Origin of the sequence: Kribbella sp. NPDC050820 (assembly GCF_040653975.1) — a bacterium.
Taxonomy (GTDB): domain Bacteria; phylum Actinomycetota; class Actinomycetes; order Propionibacteriales; family Kribbellaceae; genus Kribbella.
On sequence record NZ_JBFAHB010000103.1, the window covers coordinates 1 to 15,197 of the forward strand.

The 15,197-nt window shown below is 70.7% G+C and carries 14 protein-coding genes; 11 read left to right on the forward strand and 3 right to left on the reverse strand.

The genetic code is table 11. The features are described from left to right. Window positions 1–394: 394 nt before the first annotated feature. Together AB0H36_RS44120 and AB0H36_RS44125 are read right to left on the reverse strand one after the other, a co-directional pair. Window positions 395–1,903, reverse strand: a complete 1,509-nt coding sequence (locus AB0H36_RS44120; protein WP_360537451.1) for a GMC oxidoreductase — start codon at window positions 1,901–1,903, stop codon at window positions 395–397. Between the two features lie 710 nt (window positions 1,904–2,613). Then, window positions 2,614–2,895, reverse strand: a complete 282-nt coding sequence (locus AB0H36_RS44125; protein ID WP_360537453.1) for a hypothetical protein — start codon at window positions 2,893–2,895, stop codon at window positions 2,614–2,616. 189 nt (window positions 2,896–3,084) lie between these two features. Between AB0H36_RS44125 and AB0H36_RS44130 the strand changes: the two genes are divergently transcribed. From AB0H36_RS44130 to AB0H36_RS44140, 3 genes are read left to right on the forward strand one after another with little or no spacing between them, the layout of a single operon-like run. Beyond that, a complete protein-coding gene (locus tag AB0H36_RS44130; RefSeq protein WP_360537455.1) occupies window positions 3,085–3,846 on the forward strand; it encodes a hypothetical protein in 762 nt (253 codons plus the stop codon). A gap of 32 nt (window positions 3,847–3,878) precedes the next feature. Continuing rightward, window positions 3,879–5,003, forward strand: a complete 1,125-nt coding sequence (locus AB0H36_RS44135; RefSeq protein WP_360537457.1) for a hypothetical protein — start codon at window positions 3,879–3,881, stop codon at window positions 5,001–5,003. Between the two features lie 52 nt (window positions 5,004–5,055). Then, a complete protein-coding gene (locus AB0H36_RS44140; protein WP_360537459.1) occupies window positions 5,056–5,934 on the forward strand; it encodes a CHAD domain-containing protein in 879 nt (292 codons plus the stop codon). A 7-nt stretch (window positions 5,935–5,941) separates the two neighbouring features. Here the strand turns inward: AB0H36_RS44140 and AB0H36_RS44145 are convergent, their stop codons facing one another. Continuing rightward, window positions 5,942–7,111: a DUF1015 domain-containing protein gene (locus AB0H36_RS44145; protein WP_360537461.1), complete on the reverse strand. Its 1,170-nt coding sequence runs from the start codon at window positions 7,109–7,111 to the stop codon at window positions 5,942–5,944. A 24-nt stretch (window positions 7,112–7,135) separates the two neighbouring features. Between AB0H36_RS44145 and AB0H36_RS44150 the strand changes: the two genes are divergently transcribed. The 8 genes from AB0H36_RS44150 to AB0H36_RS44185 all read left to right on the forward strand — a co-directional run bounded on the left by AB0H36_RS44150 (window position 7,136) and on the right by AB0H36_RS44185 (window position 15,196). Then, window positions 7,136–8,239 (forward strand): HAD-IIA family hydrolase, encoded by a 1,104-nt coding sequence (locus tag AB0H36_RS44150; protein WP_360537463.1) that lies wholly within the window; start codon window positions 7,136–7,138, stop codon window positions 8,237–8,239. A gap of 185 nt (window positions 8,240–8,424) precedes the next feature. Then, entirely contained in the window at window positions 8,425–8,907 is a 483-nt protein-coding gene (locus tag AB0H36_RS44155; RefSeq protein WP_360537465.1) for a phasin family protein, read from the forward strand. Window position 8,908: 1 nt separating this feature from the next. Further along, complete coding sequence (locus tag AB0H36_RS44160; RefSeq protein WP_360537467.1) at window positions 8,909–9,430, forward strand: hypothetical protein; 522 nt, start codon at window positions 8,909–8,911, stop codon at window positions 9,428–9,430. Window positions 9,431–9,436: 6 nt separating this feature from the next. After that, entirely contained in the window at window positions 9,437–10,288 is an 852-nt protein-coding gene (locus AB0H36_RS44165) for a TlyA family RNA methyltransferase (protein WP_360537469.1), read from the forward strand. Between the two features lie 15 nt (window positions 10,289–10,303). Then, a complete protein-coding gene (locus tag AB0H36_RS44170) occupies window positions 10,304–11,239 on the forward strand; it encodes an NAD kinase (protein ID WP_360537471.1) in 936 nt (311 codons plus the stop codon). Between the two features lie 3 nt (window positions 11,240–11,242). Continuing rightward, a complete protein-coding gene (gene recN, locus AB0H36_RS44175; protein WP_360537473.1) occupies window positions 11,243–12,973 on the forward strand; it encodes a DNA repair protein RecN in 1,731 nt (576 codons plus the stop codon). 97 nt (window positions 12,974–13,070) lie between these two features. Then, window positions 13,071–14,252 (forward strand): putative cytokinetic ring protein SteA, encoded by a 1,182-nt coding sequence (gene steA, locus AB0H36_RS44180; RefSeq protein ID WP_360537475.1) that lies wholly within the window; start codon window positions 13,071–13,073, stop codon window positions 14,250–14,252. Continuing rightward, complete coding sequence (locus tag AB0H36_RS44185) at window positions 14,249–15,196, forward strand: copper transporter (protein WP_360537477.1); 948 nt, start codon at window positions 14,249–14,251, stop codon at window positions 15,194–15,196. The genes steA and AB0H36_RS44185 overlap by 4 nt, the downstream gene beginning before the upstream one ends. Window position 15,197: the final 1 nt, after the last annotated feature.

Sequence of the window (15,197 nt, forward strand, 5' to 3'; positions counted from 1 at the left end):
GGCCGCGTCCCAGCCGCCAACACCGAGGAACCATGACCACCAAGGGGTCAACCTTCGGACGCCGCCAGGGGGTCAGTTTTCAGCTGCCGTTGACACGCACTACCTTGGCCCAAGTCAGGACGCTCACTGGTCCTCGCAACGCACCTACCCAAGGCCTCTCCTGAAGTGCTTTACGAAGGCGCCTGACCCGAGGTGTCTGCCTCCAGTTGTCTTCCGGCAGGTGTCTCCGCGCTGGTGTCTCCGCCCAGGTGTCCGACTCTGGGGTCTTCCCGCTCGAGTCTCCGCGCGGATGTCCCCGCCTGGATGTCCCCGCCTGGATGTGCCCGTCCAGGTGCCTCCGCCTACGTGTCTCTTCTAGTGCTTGCGCGTGGCGACTGCGAGGGGACGTTTCTGGTCAGGCTGGGGTGGGGTTGGTCAGCCAGGCGGCGAGGCGCTCGGCGAGCATGACGGTGGGTAGGTTGGTGTTGGCGGTTGGGATCGTCGGCATGACCGATGCATCGGCGATCCAGAGTCGGTCGACGCCGTAGACGCGGCCACGGGCGTCCACCACCGCGTCCCGGTCGGCATCTGTGCCCATCCGGCAGGTACCCACTGGGTGATGGTAGGAGGCGACGCGAGCGCGGATGGACTCGGCGATCGCGGTACGGGCGTCGTCCGCGACAGCCGGCCCTGGTTCGATCTCGGCGCCGGTGACGAGCGCGGCGAGCGGCTCACTGCGGGCGATCCGGCGGGCCTCGACGGTGGCGTCAACCATGCGGGCGAGGTCGTCGGGGTGACGAAGGTGTGCCACGTCGATACGCGGCGGATCGCTGGGATCGGCCGACCTGACTCGCACCGATCCCTCCGATTGCGGGGCCATCAGCCCGGCGACGATGCCGAAGATCGCCCCAGACTCGCAGATCTCACGTTCGACGGGGAACGGCCCGGCCGCGAAGAGGTGGAGGTCCGGCGCTCCGCTCGAGGTCGAGGAGAGCGTGGCGATCGCCTGGAACTTCGGTCCCGCGGCCGGTCTGGTGGGGAGGTCGACGGCAACGATCGGGTGGTCGATCAGATGCTCGCCGACAGCCGGCAGATCCGCCACGACGTCGATACCGAGCCGCGACAGGCGGGCTGCGGAGCCAACGCCCGAGCGAGCAAGGATGGCCGGGCTGCCGTAGGTGCCGGCCGCCAGCACGACTCGGTCCGCCTCGAGCAGCTCGCCCGTTGTGGTGCGCACGCCGACCACGCGGCCATGTGCGATCTCTACCCGCCCGATCGTCGTGTCGGCGCGTATGGTGAGGTTCGGCCGGTGCCGGGCGGCGGCGAGGTAAGTGATCGCGGAACTCATCCGCAGGCCGTCTCGGACGTTGCGTGGAGTCGGTCCGATGCCGAGTGCGCCCGGTCGGTTATGGTCGGCGACGTAGCTGTGTCCTACCTGAACAGCGGCATTGATGAACGCTTGCTGGATCGGGGTGAGCTCGTCGGCCGGATGACGGCGGATCGGGATCGGACCGCCGTTTCCATGCCAGCGGTCGGCGAAATCGAGATCGGATTCCAGGCGCCGAAAGAACGGCAAGACTTCAGCGAAGCTCCACCCAGGATTGCCCAGAGCTCGCCAGCGGTCGTAATCGGCCGGGGCACCGCGCAGCGCGAAGCAGCCATTGGTGGCGGAACAACCACCGATCAGCCGCGCTCGAGGCAGCGGGACGCGCCGGTCCAGAGAGTCGGCCTCGGCGAAGTAGCCCCAGTCGTGACCCACGGTCGGCTCGGAAGCGTCGGCAACGTCGGCCGGCAGTCCGTCCAGGTTCGGATAGTCCGGCCCAGACTCGATCAGCAACACCGCGCATCCCGCGTCCTCGGTCAGCCGGGCCGCCAGCACGCACCCTGCGGTGCCACCTCCCACCACGATCACATCGCCGCTCATTCCGGCCTCCCCTCCCCACTTCTCACGATCGCACGGTCCACCGGACAGCCACGAGGCCGGACTTCCTTGCTGCCTGCGGCAACCTGGCTCCACCCAAACGTGGGATCGGTTGCTCCCGGACGTACCGCGTCGGCGTCCGTACCTCGTCGCGCTGAGCCATGGCTCCCTCACAGACGGCGCCGTCGGACGCGTCGAGGTCGGACGTGGCGTGATCACGGTCGACCCGGAACACCGTTAGCGAGGCAGACCCCGACCTGAGCGTGAAGGATCCGCGGGCCGGAGGGGCGGAGGGCCGGAGGGGCGGAGGGGCGGAGGGGCGGAGGGGCGGAGGGCCGGGTGGGTGGGTGCACCGATGGTGTGCGCACTGGCTTAGCGAGGGTGGGGCGGGTGTGGGGTGCCGACCTGAGGTGCGCGTCAGGCGACCAGGGGCGGGTCGGAGGGGCCGGAGGGGTGGGTGGTTCGCGGGGTTGTGGGATGGGGTGTACCGGATGTCTGGTTGTGGGGGTGGCGGCGGTACCTTTGTTCTTTGTCCATTTGCTGCAGATGGCTGCAGCGCCCTTGCTCGATCGAGCTACAGCAATTAGGAGTCAACGTGGCGACGCCACCTCGCAATCCTCGCTCCGGTTCTGGGGACCGTCGCGGTTCCTCCGGAGGTAGCGGCCGTCCTGGTCGCGACGGTGGTGAGCGGTCGGGCTCCGGTCGTTCAGGGTTCAGTGGTGGACGGGCCGGCTCGGGGTCGGGTGGCTCGGGCGGCGGGCGTACCGGTGGTCCCGGTGCTGGGCGGACCGGTGGGTCGGGTTCCGGGCGTTCGGGCGGATCCGGCGGGTACGGCGCTGGGCGTTCTGGTGGATCCGGCGGGTCTGGTGCTGGGCGTTCGGGTGGTTCGGGGCGTTCTGGTGGCGGTGGTTGGAGCTCTGGTGGATCGGGTGGGTCCGGTGGTTGGGGTTCCGGCGGTTCTGGTGGTCGGGGGACTGGTGGGCCGCGTGGAGCATCGAGCCGGGGGGATGGGCCTCGGTCGGGTGGGGCGCGGAGTGGTCCGCGGTCCGGTGGTTCGTATCGCGACGGGCAGGACCGTGAGGAAGGCCGGTTCGAGGGTCGGCGCGGGTTCGCCGGGGCGCGGCGGGATGACAAGGGTGAGCGGGATCCGTTCGGCGGTCAGATGTCGGGGCGTGGGGACCGGGATGACCGCGGAGGACGTGGAGCCGGTCGGGACGAGAGGTCTGGCGGGTACCGGCGTACTGACAGTCGTGATGACCGTTCCGGTGGGCGTGGTGGCTTCCGGCGGGACGAGGGCCCGCGCCGTGATGAGCGCGGCGGAGGCGGGTCCCGGCGGGATGAAGGTGGGCGTGGTGACTACCGACGGGACGACCGCGGTGGGCGCGATGAGCGTGGCGGAGGCGGGGGCTTCCGGCGGGATGAGCGCGGTGGGCGCGACGAGCGTGGTCGGGACGAGCGTGGGGGGCGTGAGGGATTCCGGCGGGATGAGCGGTCGGGTGGGGGTTTCCGGCGCGATGAGCGTGGGGGGCGGGACGACTCCCGGCGGGGCGAGGGCTCTGGTCGGGACGAGCGTGGGGGACGTGGGGACTCGCGGCGTGACGAGCGTGGTGGTGGCGGGTTCCGGCGGGATGAAGGCGGGCGTGGTGACTACCGGCGGGATGACCGCGGTGGGCGCGACGAGCGAGGCGGCCGGGATGACCGCGGTGGGCGCGATGAGCGTGGCGGAAGCGGGGGCTTCCGGCGGGACGAGCGTGGTCGGGACGAGCGTGGGGGGCGTGAGGGATTCCGGCGGGACGATCGCGGTGGGCGGGATGAGCGTGGGCGTGGGGCCGGGGCTGCTCGTGGGGGTGGGCCTGGTCGGGGGGAGCGTGGGGCATTTCGGCGGGATGAGCGGGGTGGCCGGCGGGATGAGCGGGGTGCGGGGCGTCGCGGGGATCGGCCGGTAGAGGAGAAGGCTGGGCCGCGGCGGGATGATCCGGTGATTCCGGAGGGGATCACCGGGGCTGAGCTGGACCGGTCGGTGAAGGCTGAGCTGCGGTCGTTGCCGCGCGGCCTTGCGGACCTGGTCGCGCAGCACCTCGTCGCGTCGGGCCGGTTCATCGACGACGACCCGGAGCGGGCGTACCAGCATGCTCGGACTGCGCGGCGGCTGGCTGCGCGGCTTGGCGGCGTACGGGAGGCTGTGGCGATCACGGCGTACCTGGCTGAGCACTACGACGAGGCGCTGACCGAGTTCCGCGCGGTACGGCGGATGACCGGGAACCACGAGGTCATCGCGATGATGGCGGACTGCGAGCGGGCGCTCGGGCGGCCGGAGAAGGCGCTGACGCTGTCGCGGGACAAGCATGTACGTGACCTGAGCGAGGCGACGCAGGTCGAGTTGCTGATCGTGGCGGCCGGGGCGCGGCGTGACATGGGGCAGACGGCGGCGGCGATCCAGACGCTGCAGGTGCCGGAGCTGACCAAGCGGACGAAGGCGGACTGGCTGCCGCGGCTGCGGTACGCGTACGCCGACGCGCTCGAGGAGGCTGGTCGGGAGGATGACGCGCTGATCTGGTTCCACCGGGCGGCCGGCGTCGACGCTGACGGTTCCACTGGTGCCGCTGAGCGGGCTGCGCAGCTCGAGGGTCTCCAGTTCACGGACCTCGACGAGGACGACGAGGACGACGACTCCGAGGACGAGGCGTACGACGCCGAGCCGGAGGACGAGGCGGAGGTCGCGGAGTTCGACGACGAGGTGGACGAGCCCGAGGACGAGGCTGAGGACGCGGACCTCGACGACGAGCTGGAAGACGAGGCGGACGACGGCGAGGTGGACGAGGCGGACGAGCCCGAGGACGACGCTGAGGCTGCGGAGCTCGACGACGAGGTGGACACCGCGGGCCTCGCGGACGACGAAGCGGATGAGGCCGAGGGGGACGCGGAGTTCGCGGACACGGGGCTTGAGGGCGAGGCCGAGGAGGACGCGGAGCTCTCGGACGTGGCGGTCGCCGGCCAGGGTGAGGACGCGGCGGGGGACGCTGAGCTACACGGGGTTGTCGATGACGCTCTGGATGGGGAAGTGGCGAAGGCCGACGAGTCGGACGGGGTGAAGGGGGAGTAGGGCTGGGCGGTGCTGTGCTGACGCGTTCACTCGGAGCGGGGAGAATGGGTGAATGGCGGAGAGCGTGGCGGGTTGGAGCGGTGCGTTGTCGGCGGAGGCCCCCGTCGGGGCGTTGGTGGTCAATGCCCTCACCAAGGGGACGACGCGGCTGCAGGGCGCCGTTCTCATGGTCGAGAAGGGTGAGGACGACGCCATCCACCAGGTGCGGGTCTCTTGCCGGCGGTTGCGGAGCAACCTGAGGCTGTTCCGGAAGCAGCTGGCGGGCGACTGGGCCCAGGACCTCCGCACTCAGCTCGCCGCTCTCGCCAACGCGTGTGGAGAAGCCCGCGACCTGGAGGTGATCGCGGCGCTCGTCCGCGAGACCGCCAACAGCGAGGACGACCCTGAGCACGTCGAGACGATCCTGACGACCCTCACCGTCGCCCTGGACCGTGCCGCGGCCCGGTCCAACGAGGTGGTGACCGGCGAGAGTACGGCGGCGTTGCTGCAGACCCTGGACGCGGCCGCAGCCTCCCCACTCCTCAAGCCGAAGGCCAGCAAACCCTGCAGCGAGGTGCTGCCGCAGCTTTTGACGGCCGCCAGCCGCACGTTCACCGAAGAGGCCGACAAGCTCAAGCCCTGGACCCAGGACGACGACTGGCACGAGGTACGTCTGCTCGCCAAGCGCGTCCGGTACGCCGCCGACACCAGCGCCGCCGTACTCGGGGACGAGGCCAAAGAGACCGCCACCCAGGCAGCCAAGTACCAAGAGCTGCTGGGTCAGCACCAGGACCACTGCGCTGCCGCGGACGCTCTGACCGCGATGGCCAGGGAGGCAGCTGCGCAGGACGATCCGGAGCTGTCGTTCACCCTCGGCCGGCTCACCGAGCGCCACCGGGCGGCCCGCAAGCCGCTCCGCGAGGAGTTCCTCAGCCTCTACCACCGCCCCTGAGCAGCGGTCACAGCGTCCGGAACAGCAACCCCACCCGCGGCTTCGGCCCGAACGACGTCGCCTTCTGCGGCAGTACGACGCCCTGCAGCGCGGACCGCAGTACCTGGTCCATCCGGGGTGCTGTGAGCTCCACAACGGCCTGCTGAGGGCCAGCCAGAGCCAGTGCGTCAGCCAGCGTGTGGTGGAAGCTGATGTCCTCTTCCACCACGCCCCACGCCGGCAGCAGCAGGTCGTGCAGCATAGACACCGCCGGAGCCTCCTGACCGTGCGTCGAGTGCAGCGTCAGCCACTCCGAGCCGTCAGTGACACCAATCCGGTCCGGCACGCCCTCTACTCGCCCCGGCAGCACCCGCCAGCCGGTCGGTGTGCGCGAGGAGACCGTGGCCAGGTCCAGGCCCGGTATGACGCGGTGGATCGGGTCCAGCGTCAGCGGGTGGCGGTTGTAGTCGACCAGCATCGCCAGACCGACATCAGTACCCCCTCGCGACGGCTCCCGCCGGCGCCGTTCCAGGTAGGCCGCATAGCGGTGGTGGCCGTCGGCAATCAGCGCTTCGTGTGTCGCCAGCTCCGCAGAGATCGCTGCGAGCACGATGGGGTCTTCGATACGCCAGATGCGATGCTCCGCCCCGGTGGTCTCGGCCTCCAGCCACGGCTCTCCGGACCGCGCGGCGTCCACTGCGTCACTGGCCACGCCCCCGTCGCCGTACGCGAGCAGGATCGGCTCCAGGTCGGCGTCGGTGGCCTCCATCAGCTCGAGCCGGTCGTCGACCCAGTGCGGCATCACTTCCTCGTGCGGCAGCACCACGCGCCGGGCCGGGTCCAGGCCGAGTGAGCCGACCAGTCCGCACAGTACGGCGTTCCCCAGCTGCTGCTCGTAGACGTACAACGCGGGCCGCTGGTCCTGCACCACCACACCGTCGCGTTGCCACCCCGCGAGCCGTCGGGCGGGCTCGTCGTACCGGCCGGGGCCGAGCTCAGGATCGCGTGGAAGGATGAGCCTCACCATGTTGTGCAGATCAGAGTCAGTCAGCCGCCGGACGATGGCGGGTTCCAGTACGTCGTACGGCGGCGACGTGACGGCGCCCAGCGCGCTCACCTTGCCGGCCACGAACCGCCAGGCGCGCAACGGCTCGAGCCGCAGCACGCTCCCGCTCGAGTCCGGCCCGGTTGCTGGCATGGGCGGCATCGTACGGGGGGAAGCATGAGCACGGAACGAACTTCGCCCGCGCCGCTGTCCGCATGTGACGAACCGCTCGCCGGCCGGTACGACGTCGCGCTGCTCGACCTCGACGGTGTCGTGTACGTCGGGCCCGACCCGGTCCCGGACGCGCCGGAGAACCTGCGCAAGGCGGCCAAGGAGGGCCTGCGGCTCGGCTACATCACCAACAACGCGAGCCGGCCGGCCCGGGTGGTCGCCGAGCACCTCGCGTCGTTCGGGCTGGATGTGATCGCCGACGACGTCGTGACGTCCGCGCAGGCGGCCGCGAAGCTGATCGCGAGCGAGTACCCGGAGGGCTCGCCGGTGCTCGTGGTCGGCGGTGAAGGGCTGACGTCGGCGCTGGAGGAGTACGGGCTGCGTCCGGTCCGCAGCAGCGACGCGCACCCGGTGGCCGTCGTACAAGGCTTTCACCCGGATGTGAACTGGGTGATGCTCGCGGACGGCGCGCACGCGATCAACGAGGGCGCGAAGTGGTACGCGACCAACCTCGACCTGACGATCCCCACGGCCGCCGGTATGGCGCCGGGGAACGGGACGCTGGTGCAGGCGATCCGGGCCGCCGTCGAGGTGGACCCGATCGTGGCCGGCAAGCCGGAGCGGCCGTTGCTGGAGACGAGTATCGAGCGGCTGAACGCCGAACGACCATTGATGATCGGCGACCGGCTCGACTCCGACATCGAGGGCGCGAACAACGTCGGGATCGCCAGTCTGTGGGTCGCGACCGGTGTCCACGACGCGCACGATCTGGCCCGGGCTCCGAAGAACCAGCGGCCGACGTACGTCGCGGCCGACCTGGGCGCGCTTCCGGAGAAGCAACCCGGAGTCATGGTCGACGGCGGGCGGCACACGTGTGAGGGCTGGACCGCCGAGGTCGTCGACAACGCCGTGAGCGTGAAGGGCGAGGGCGAGCCGTACGACGGCCTGCGGGCGATCCTGTCCGCGGTGTGGGCCGCGGTCGACACCCCGGCGAAGCCGGTCGCGAAGAAGAGCACGGCCCGCGGTCGCCGCCCACTGCCCAAGCCGGCCCCGGCGCCGGGCTCGATCGCCATCGACGCCGCCCTGCACCGCGTCGGGCTGGACAAGTAATCGCCCGGGGTTGCCCCCTCGGACCGGGGGTTGCCCCCCGGGATTCCGCGTGGGCAACCCCCGAATCGGGTGGATATCCGCCGAGATCGGGGGTTGGCGGGGACGGTGGGGGTGTGGGGTGGTGGGGGTGGTGGTATTGCGGGCGGGAGGCGATACCGTTGCTGGAACGAAGCGAGGAGGCAGTCATGGTGATGGACGCACTGCGCGGCTACGTACAACTGGCGAGCGGGCTGACCGAGGTCACGCGGCAGCGGGCCGAGGCGGCGGCGAAGGCGTTGCTGCAGCAGACCGGCGCGGACAAGCTGACGTCGGGGCTGACCACCAAGGTGAGTGACCTGGCCGACGAGATCGTTGCCACCAGCAAGAGCAACCGTCAGCTGCTGCAGGCGATCGTGACGAACGAGGTCGAGGGCGCGGTGGCCCGGCTCGGGTTCGTCCGGGCCGAGGAAGTCGACGCGCTCACTCGCCGGGTCAAGACGCTGGAGACCGAGCTGGCCGCGGCGCGGGCCGGGGCGGCTGCTCCGGCAGGCGACGCGCTTGCGGAGGCGGCGCCGGCTCCGGTGCAGGCGGCGGCTGCGAAGAAGGCCGCGAAGGCCCCGGCCAAGCAGGCGGCCGCGAAGAAGGCGGCCAAGAAGGCACCGGCGAAGAAGACGGCGAAGAAGGCCTGACGTGACCGAGCATCCTGGCGAGCAGTTCCCGCCGGGCGTCGACCCCGACGTCGAGCCGGGCTTCGACCCCTACCCGTCGGAGGACACCCCGGAGTCCCCCGACTACGACGCCGAGCCGGCGCCGCAGAACTTCTCGTACGGCGACGCCCAGCCCGAGATGGGCCAGTACGGCGAAGACGGCGAGACCGCGGAGGACACCGAAGCAACCTTCGAAGCCTCTGTGGACACCCTCGCCGACCGCGAGGACGAGCCGGCGCCGCACGTCGATCCGGCCGAGGTGGAGTTCGGCCCGGAGTTCGCACGCGCTCCCGAGGACGAGCACCAGCACCCGTTCGTCGCGGACACGGCCGCCGACGAGCCCGCCGTACAGGACGACGACGCGCACCCGCTGGTCGAGGAGACGATGTCGCGGCTCGACGAGTTGCGGGATCGGCCGGTCGGCGAGCACGCCGAGGTGTACGCCGACCTGCACGAGCGGCTCCAGTCCGCACTGGTCGAAGCGGACGCCGAGGACCGCAGCTAGACGGACGTGGCCAAAGGAATCAAGCGATCGCGGCTCGACGCCGAGCTGGTACGACGGGGCCTCGCGCGGTCCCGTGAGCACGCGAGCGACCTGATCGCCGCCGGCAAGGTGAAGGTGTCCGGCACCGTCGCCACCAAGGCGGCGACCGGTGTCGGGGCCGACGCGCCGATCGTCGTCGACACCTCGGAGACCGAAGACCCGAACTACGCGAGCCGCGGCGCGCACAAGCTGGTCGGCGCCCTCGAAGCCTTCAGCGGCGTGCAGGTGAAGGGCCGCCGGGCCCTCGATGCGGGCGCGTCCACCGGCGGATTCACCGACGTACTGCTGCGCAACGAAGCGGCACACGTGATCGCGGTCGACGTCGGCTACGGCCAGCTGGTGTGGTCGCTGCAGACCGACGACCGCGTCACGGTGATGGACCGGACCAACGTCCGCACCCTCACCCTCGACGCCATCGGTGGTGAACCAGTTGATCTGGTCGTCTCGGATCTCAGCTTCATCTCGCTCACGCTCGTCCTGCCCGCCCTGATCGGGGTGGTGAAGCCGGACGGCGACCTGGTGCTGATGGTGAAGCCGCAGTTCGAGGTGGGCAAGGAGCGGCTCGGCAAGGGCGGCGTGGTCCGCGATCCCGAGTTGCGGGCCGACGCGGTGCGCGGCGTGGCGGCCAGGGCGCTGGAGCTGGGCTGGGGCGTTGAGGGCGTCGCGGCGAGCCCGTTGCCTGGTCCGTCAGGAAATGTCGAATACTTCCTGTGGATACGCCGTTCCGCGCCGCCTCTCGATGAGACGATGCTCCAGACTGCCGTCGAGAGCGGTCCCCCTGTCCGGGGCGGCGGGGCGGGGAAGGAAAAGGCTCAGTGAGAGGCGGGGACGCGAGTGGGTGAGCACGAGCCGCGGCGCGTGCTGCTGGTGACGCACACCGGACGGGAGCAGGCGGTCGAGGTGGCGCGGGATGCGCACCGGCTGCTGACCGACGCCGGTCTGCTGGTCCGGCTGCTCGCGGACGAGGCCGAGGCGCTGAAGCTCGACCCCGCGGAGGTCGTCGACGACCACGAGAAGGCGGCGCTGGACGTCGAGCTGATCATGGTGCTCGGCGGCGACGGCTCGATCCTGCGCGGCGCCGAGCTGGCCCGCCCGCACCGGACGCCGGTGCTCGGCGTCAACCTCGGTCACGTCGGCTTCCTGGCCGAGGCCGAGGTGGACGATCTGGAGCGGATCGTCCAGGTGGTGGTGGATCGCAGCTACACCGTCGAGGAGCGGATGACGCTCGCGGTCGACGTCCGGCTGGACGGCGAGCTGATCTTCGACACCTGGGCGCTGAACGAGGCGAGTGTGGAGAAGGCGGCCCGCGAGCGGATGCTCGAGGTGATGGTCGAGGTGGACGACCGGCCGCTGTCCCGCTGGGGCTGCGACGGCGTCGTGGTGGCCACCCCGACGGGCAGTACGGCGTACTCCTTCTCGGCCGGCGGCCCGATCGTGTGGCCCGAGGTCGAGGCGATCCTGGTGGTGCCGCTGAGCGCGCACGCGTTGTTCTCCCGGCCGATCGTGGTCGCGCCGACGTCGCAGCTGTCGATCGAGCTGGTGCCGTCGTGGCACGGCCGCGGGGTGCTGTGGTGCGATGGCCGCCGGATGGTCGAGGTGCCGCCGGGCGCCGAGATCCAGGTCCGCCGCGGCAACCGGCCGGTCCGGCTGGCGCGGGCGCACGAGGCCCCGTTCACGGACCGGCTGGTCGCCAAGTTCGACCTCCCTGTGCTCGGCTGGCGCGGAGCCGCCGAGCGAAAGCGCAACGGCAAACCACAACAGGAGACCTAGAGCATGCTCTCGGAGATTCGCATCACCGGGTTGGGCGTGATCGAGGACGCCACGCTGGACCTCGATCCGGGGTTCACCGCGGTCACCGGCGAGACCGGGGCCGGCAAGACGATGGTCGTGACCGGGGTGAACATGCTGCTCGGCGGGCGCGCCGACAGCGGCCTGGTGCGGCACGGGACGCGCCGGGCCCGGGTCGAGGGCCGGGCCAGCGCCGTACCGAAGGCGATCGTGCAGCAGGCCGAGGACCGTGGCGGCGAGCTGGACGACGACGAGTTGCTGATCGCCCGCGAGCTGTCGTCCGAAGGGCGCTCGCGGGCGTTCCTCGGTGGGGCGTCCGTGCCGGTGTCCGTCCTGGGCGAGGTGTCGGGCGACCTGGTCGCGATCCACGGGCAGGCCGAGCAGTGGCGGTTGCTGCAGCCGTCGCGCCAGCGCGAGACCCTCGACACCTTTGCCGGCAAGGCCGTGCTCGTGCCCCTGCAGGAGTACGCCGCTGCCTACAAACGGCACCGTGAGGTCGAGGCCGAGCTGACCGAGCTGACCACCCGGCAGCGCGACCGCCTCGCCGAGGCGGACCTGCTGCGCTTCGGGCTCGACGAGGTCGCGAAGGCCGAGCCGTTGCCCGGCGAGGACACCGAGCTCGCCGCCGAGGAGGACCGCCTCGCGTACGCCGACGGCCTCCGTACGGCGGCCACGACGGCAGCCGACGCGATGGCTTCGGAGGACCTCGAGTCCACCCGGCCGAGCGACGTACTCGGGCTGCTCGCGCTCGCCAAGCAGGTCCTCGACGCGGAGCGCCACCACGACCCGAAGCTGGCCGAGCTGGCGGATCGCGCCGGTGAGCTCGGATATCTCGCGGCCGACCTGGCGCAAGAGCTTTCGTCGTACGCCGCCGACGTCGACACCGACCCGGCTCGGCTGGCCGTGGTGAGTGAGCGGCGGTCGCTGCTGACCAGCCTGGTCCGCAAGTACGGCGCCGACGAAGGCAATGTGGACGAGGTGCTCGAGTGGGCGAAGCGATCCGCGGAGCGACTGGCCGAGCTGGACGGAAGCGACGAGCGGGTCGAGCATCTGACCGCCGAGCTCGCCGAGCTGGATGCGAAGCTCAGCGACCTCGGCCAGCAGATCAGGGCCGCGCGCCAAGAGGCCGCCGAGCGGCTCGGTGTCGCGGTGTCCGAAGAGCTGACCGGCCTGGCGATGCCGCACGCGAAGTTGTCGATCGAGGTGCACGAAACCGCCGCTGGTCCGTACGGGATCGACGAGATCGAGTTCTGCTTCGCGGCGAACCCGGGCAGCCCGGCCCGCCCGCTGCAGAAGGCGGCGTCGGGCGGTGAGCTGTCCCGGGTGATGCTCGCGCTCGAGGTGATCCTCAGCGACACCCATCCGGTGCCGACGCTGGTGTTCGACGAGATCGACGCCGGGATCGGCGGCCGGGCCGCGGTCGAGGTGGGCAAGCGACTCGCCCGGCTGGCCGAGAAGGCGCAGGTGATCGTGGTGACCCACCTGCCGCAGGTGGCCGCGTTCGCGGATCGTCATGCGGTGGTGCTGAAGAGTGACGACGGTTCGGTCACCACGAGTGGCCTGGTCGCCCTCGACGACGACGCGCGGTTGCGGGAACTGTCCCGGATGATGGCCGGCCTGGAGAACTCCGACGCCGCGCAGGCGCACGCGGAGGAGTTGCTCGCACTCGCGGCGGAGCGTCACAAACCGCGCCGGAAGAGTCGTTCGAAAGGATGATTTGACGCACAGTCACCACGATTTCCGTGCGTGATTGCCCGCCCGGCGGGGTAAATGAACCGGGAGGGGGCTCTTGACATGGCAGGATGAGAGCGCGATGAAACTGCCCATCCTGCGGAGAGCACGCCCCACTGAACTGCCCGGCATCGCCGGCGTGGTCCGGCTCGATCGCCGTACCAAGAATCTCACCAAACGGCTGAAACCGGGTGAGATCGCGGTCATCGACCACGTCGACCTGGACCGGGTCAGCGCCGAGGCGCTGGTCGACTGCCGGGTCGCCGCGGTGGTGAACGTGGCCGACTCGATCAGCGGCCGCTACCCGAACCTCGGTCCGGAGATCCTCGTCGAGGCGGGCATCCCGCTGGTCGACGGGGTCGGCCGCGAGGTGTTCTCGATCCTGCACGAGGGTGAGCGGGTCCGGCTGCACGACGGCTCGCTGTACCGGGGCGAGGAGGTCGTCGCCAAGGGCATCTCGCAGGACAGCAAGACCGTCGCGGACCTGATGGACGAGGCCCGGTCCGGGCTGTCCACCCAGCTGGAGGCGTTCACCGCCAACACCCTGGAGTACCTGCGCCGCGAACGCGACCTGCTGCTCGACGGTGTCGGGGTGCCGGACATCCACACGCCGATGGAGGGCAAGCACGTCCTGATCGTGGTCCGCGGGTACGACTACCGCGAGGACCTGGTCGCGCTGAAGCCGTACATCCGGGAGTACCGGCCGGTGCTGATCGGCGTCGACGGCGGCGCCGACGCGCTGGCCGAGGAGGGCTACGTCCCGGACCTGATCATCGGCGACATGGACTCGGTCAAGGACGAGACGCTGAAGAGCGGCGCCGAGGTGGTCGTGCACGCCTACCGCGACGGCCGCGCGCCGGGCTCGGAACGGATGGAGCGGCTCGGGGTGGACTCGATCGAGTTCCCGGCGGCCGGCACCAGCGAGGACGTCGCGATGCTGCTGGCCGACTCCAAGGGCGCGTCGCTGATCGTCGCGGTCGGCACCCACAACTCGCTGGTGGAGTTCCTGGACAAGGGACGCCCGGGGATGGCCAGCACCTTCATCACCCGCTTGCGCGTCGGCGCCAAGCTGGTGGACGCCAAGGGGGTCGGCCGGCTGTACCGCAGCCGGGTCTCGACCTTCCAGGTGGTCGCGCTGGCCGCGGCCGGCCTGTTCGCACTCGGCATGGCGTTGGTCGCGATCGGCGCCGACGACGTGCTCTGGTCGATCCTGCGGGCGCGCTGGAGCGACTTCGTCTACTGGATCCGGGAGCTGTTCACGTGATCGACTTTCGCTACCACATCGTCTCGATCGTGGCGATCTTCTTTGCTCTGGGCGCCGGTGTGGTGCTGGGCGCCGGCCCGCTGAAGGGCACCGGCAGCGAGCTCGTCGCGAGCCAGGCCGAGAAGGACCGCCAGCAGCTCGCGGACACCCGGGCCAAGCTGGACGAGACGAAGACTCTGGACAAGTACCGCGACGACTACGTCGCCAAGGTCACCGCGGGGCTGACCGACGGCAAGCTGAGCGGCAAGAAGATCGCCGTCGTCACCATGCCGAGCGCCGACGGCGACCTGGCCAACACGCTGACCGAGGAGCTGGAGAAGGCCGGCGGCCAGGTCACCACCCGGGTTGCGCTGGACAACAAGATGTTCGACGCCGGCCAGCGCCAACTGGTCGAGCAGATCGCCACCGAGCTGGTCACGACCGACGTCGACTACCCGGCCGACAGTACGACGTACCAGCGCGCCGGGCTGATCCTGGCTCGCGCCATCGCGGCCAAGGAGGAGGGCAAGTCCGCCGACGGCGAGTCGACCAAGATCATCAGCGGCCTGACCGGGGCGAAGCTGATGTCGCTGAAGCCGTCGCAGTTCAAGGACCGCGCCGGCCTGGTCGTCGTACTGGCCGCGAAGCCGCCGACACCGGTGCCGGACAACTCGTCGTACAACGACTCCGTGGACTTCATCGAGGGCCTGGACCAGGGCAGCAACGGCGTCGTGGTGGCCGGGACGCCGGTGACCGCGCAGGACGGCGGCCTGCTCAAGGCATTGCGGAGTGACTCCGACGCGACCAAGATCGTTTCCTCGGTGGACGTGGCCGACATCCCCGCCGGACAGGCGACGGTCGTCTTCTCGCTGGCCGAGCAGGCGAGCGGCAAGGCGGGGCAGTACGGCGCGATCGACGCGAAGAACGGCGTTGCGCCGTCGGACGTACAGACGAAGGACAACTGAC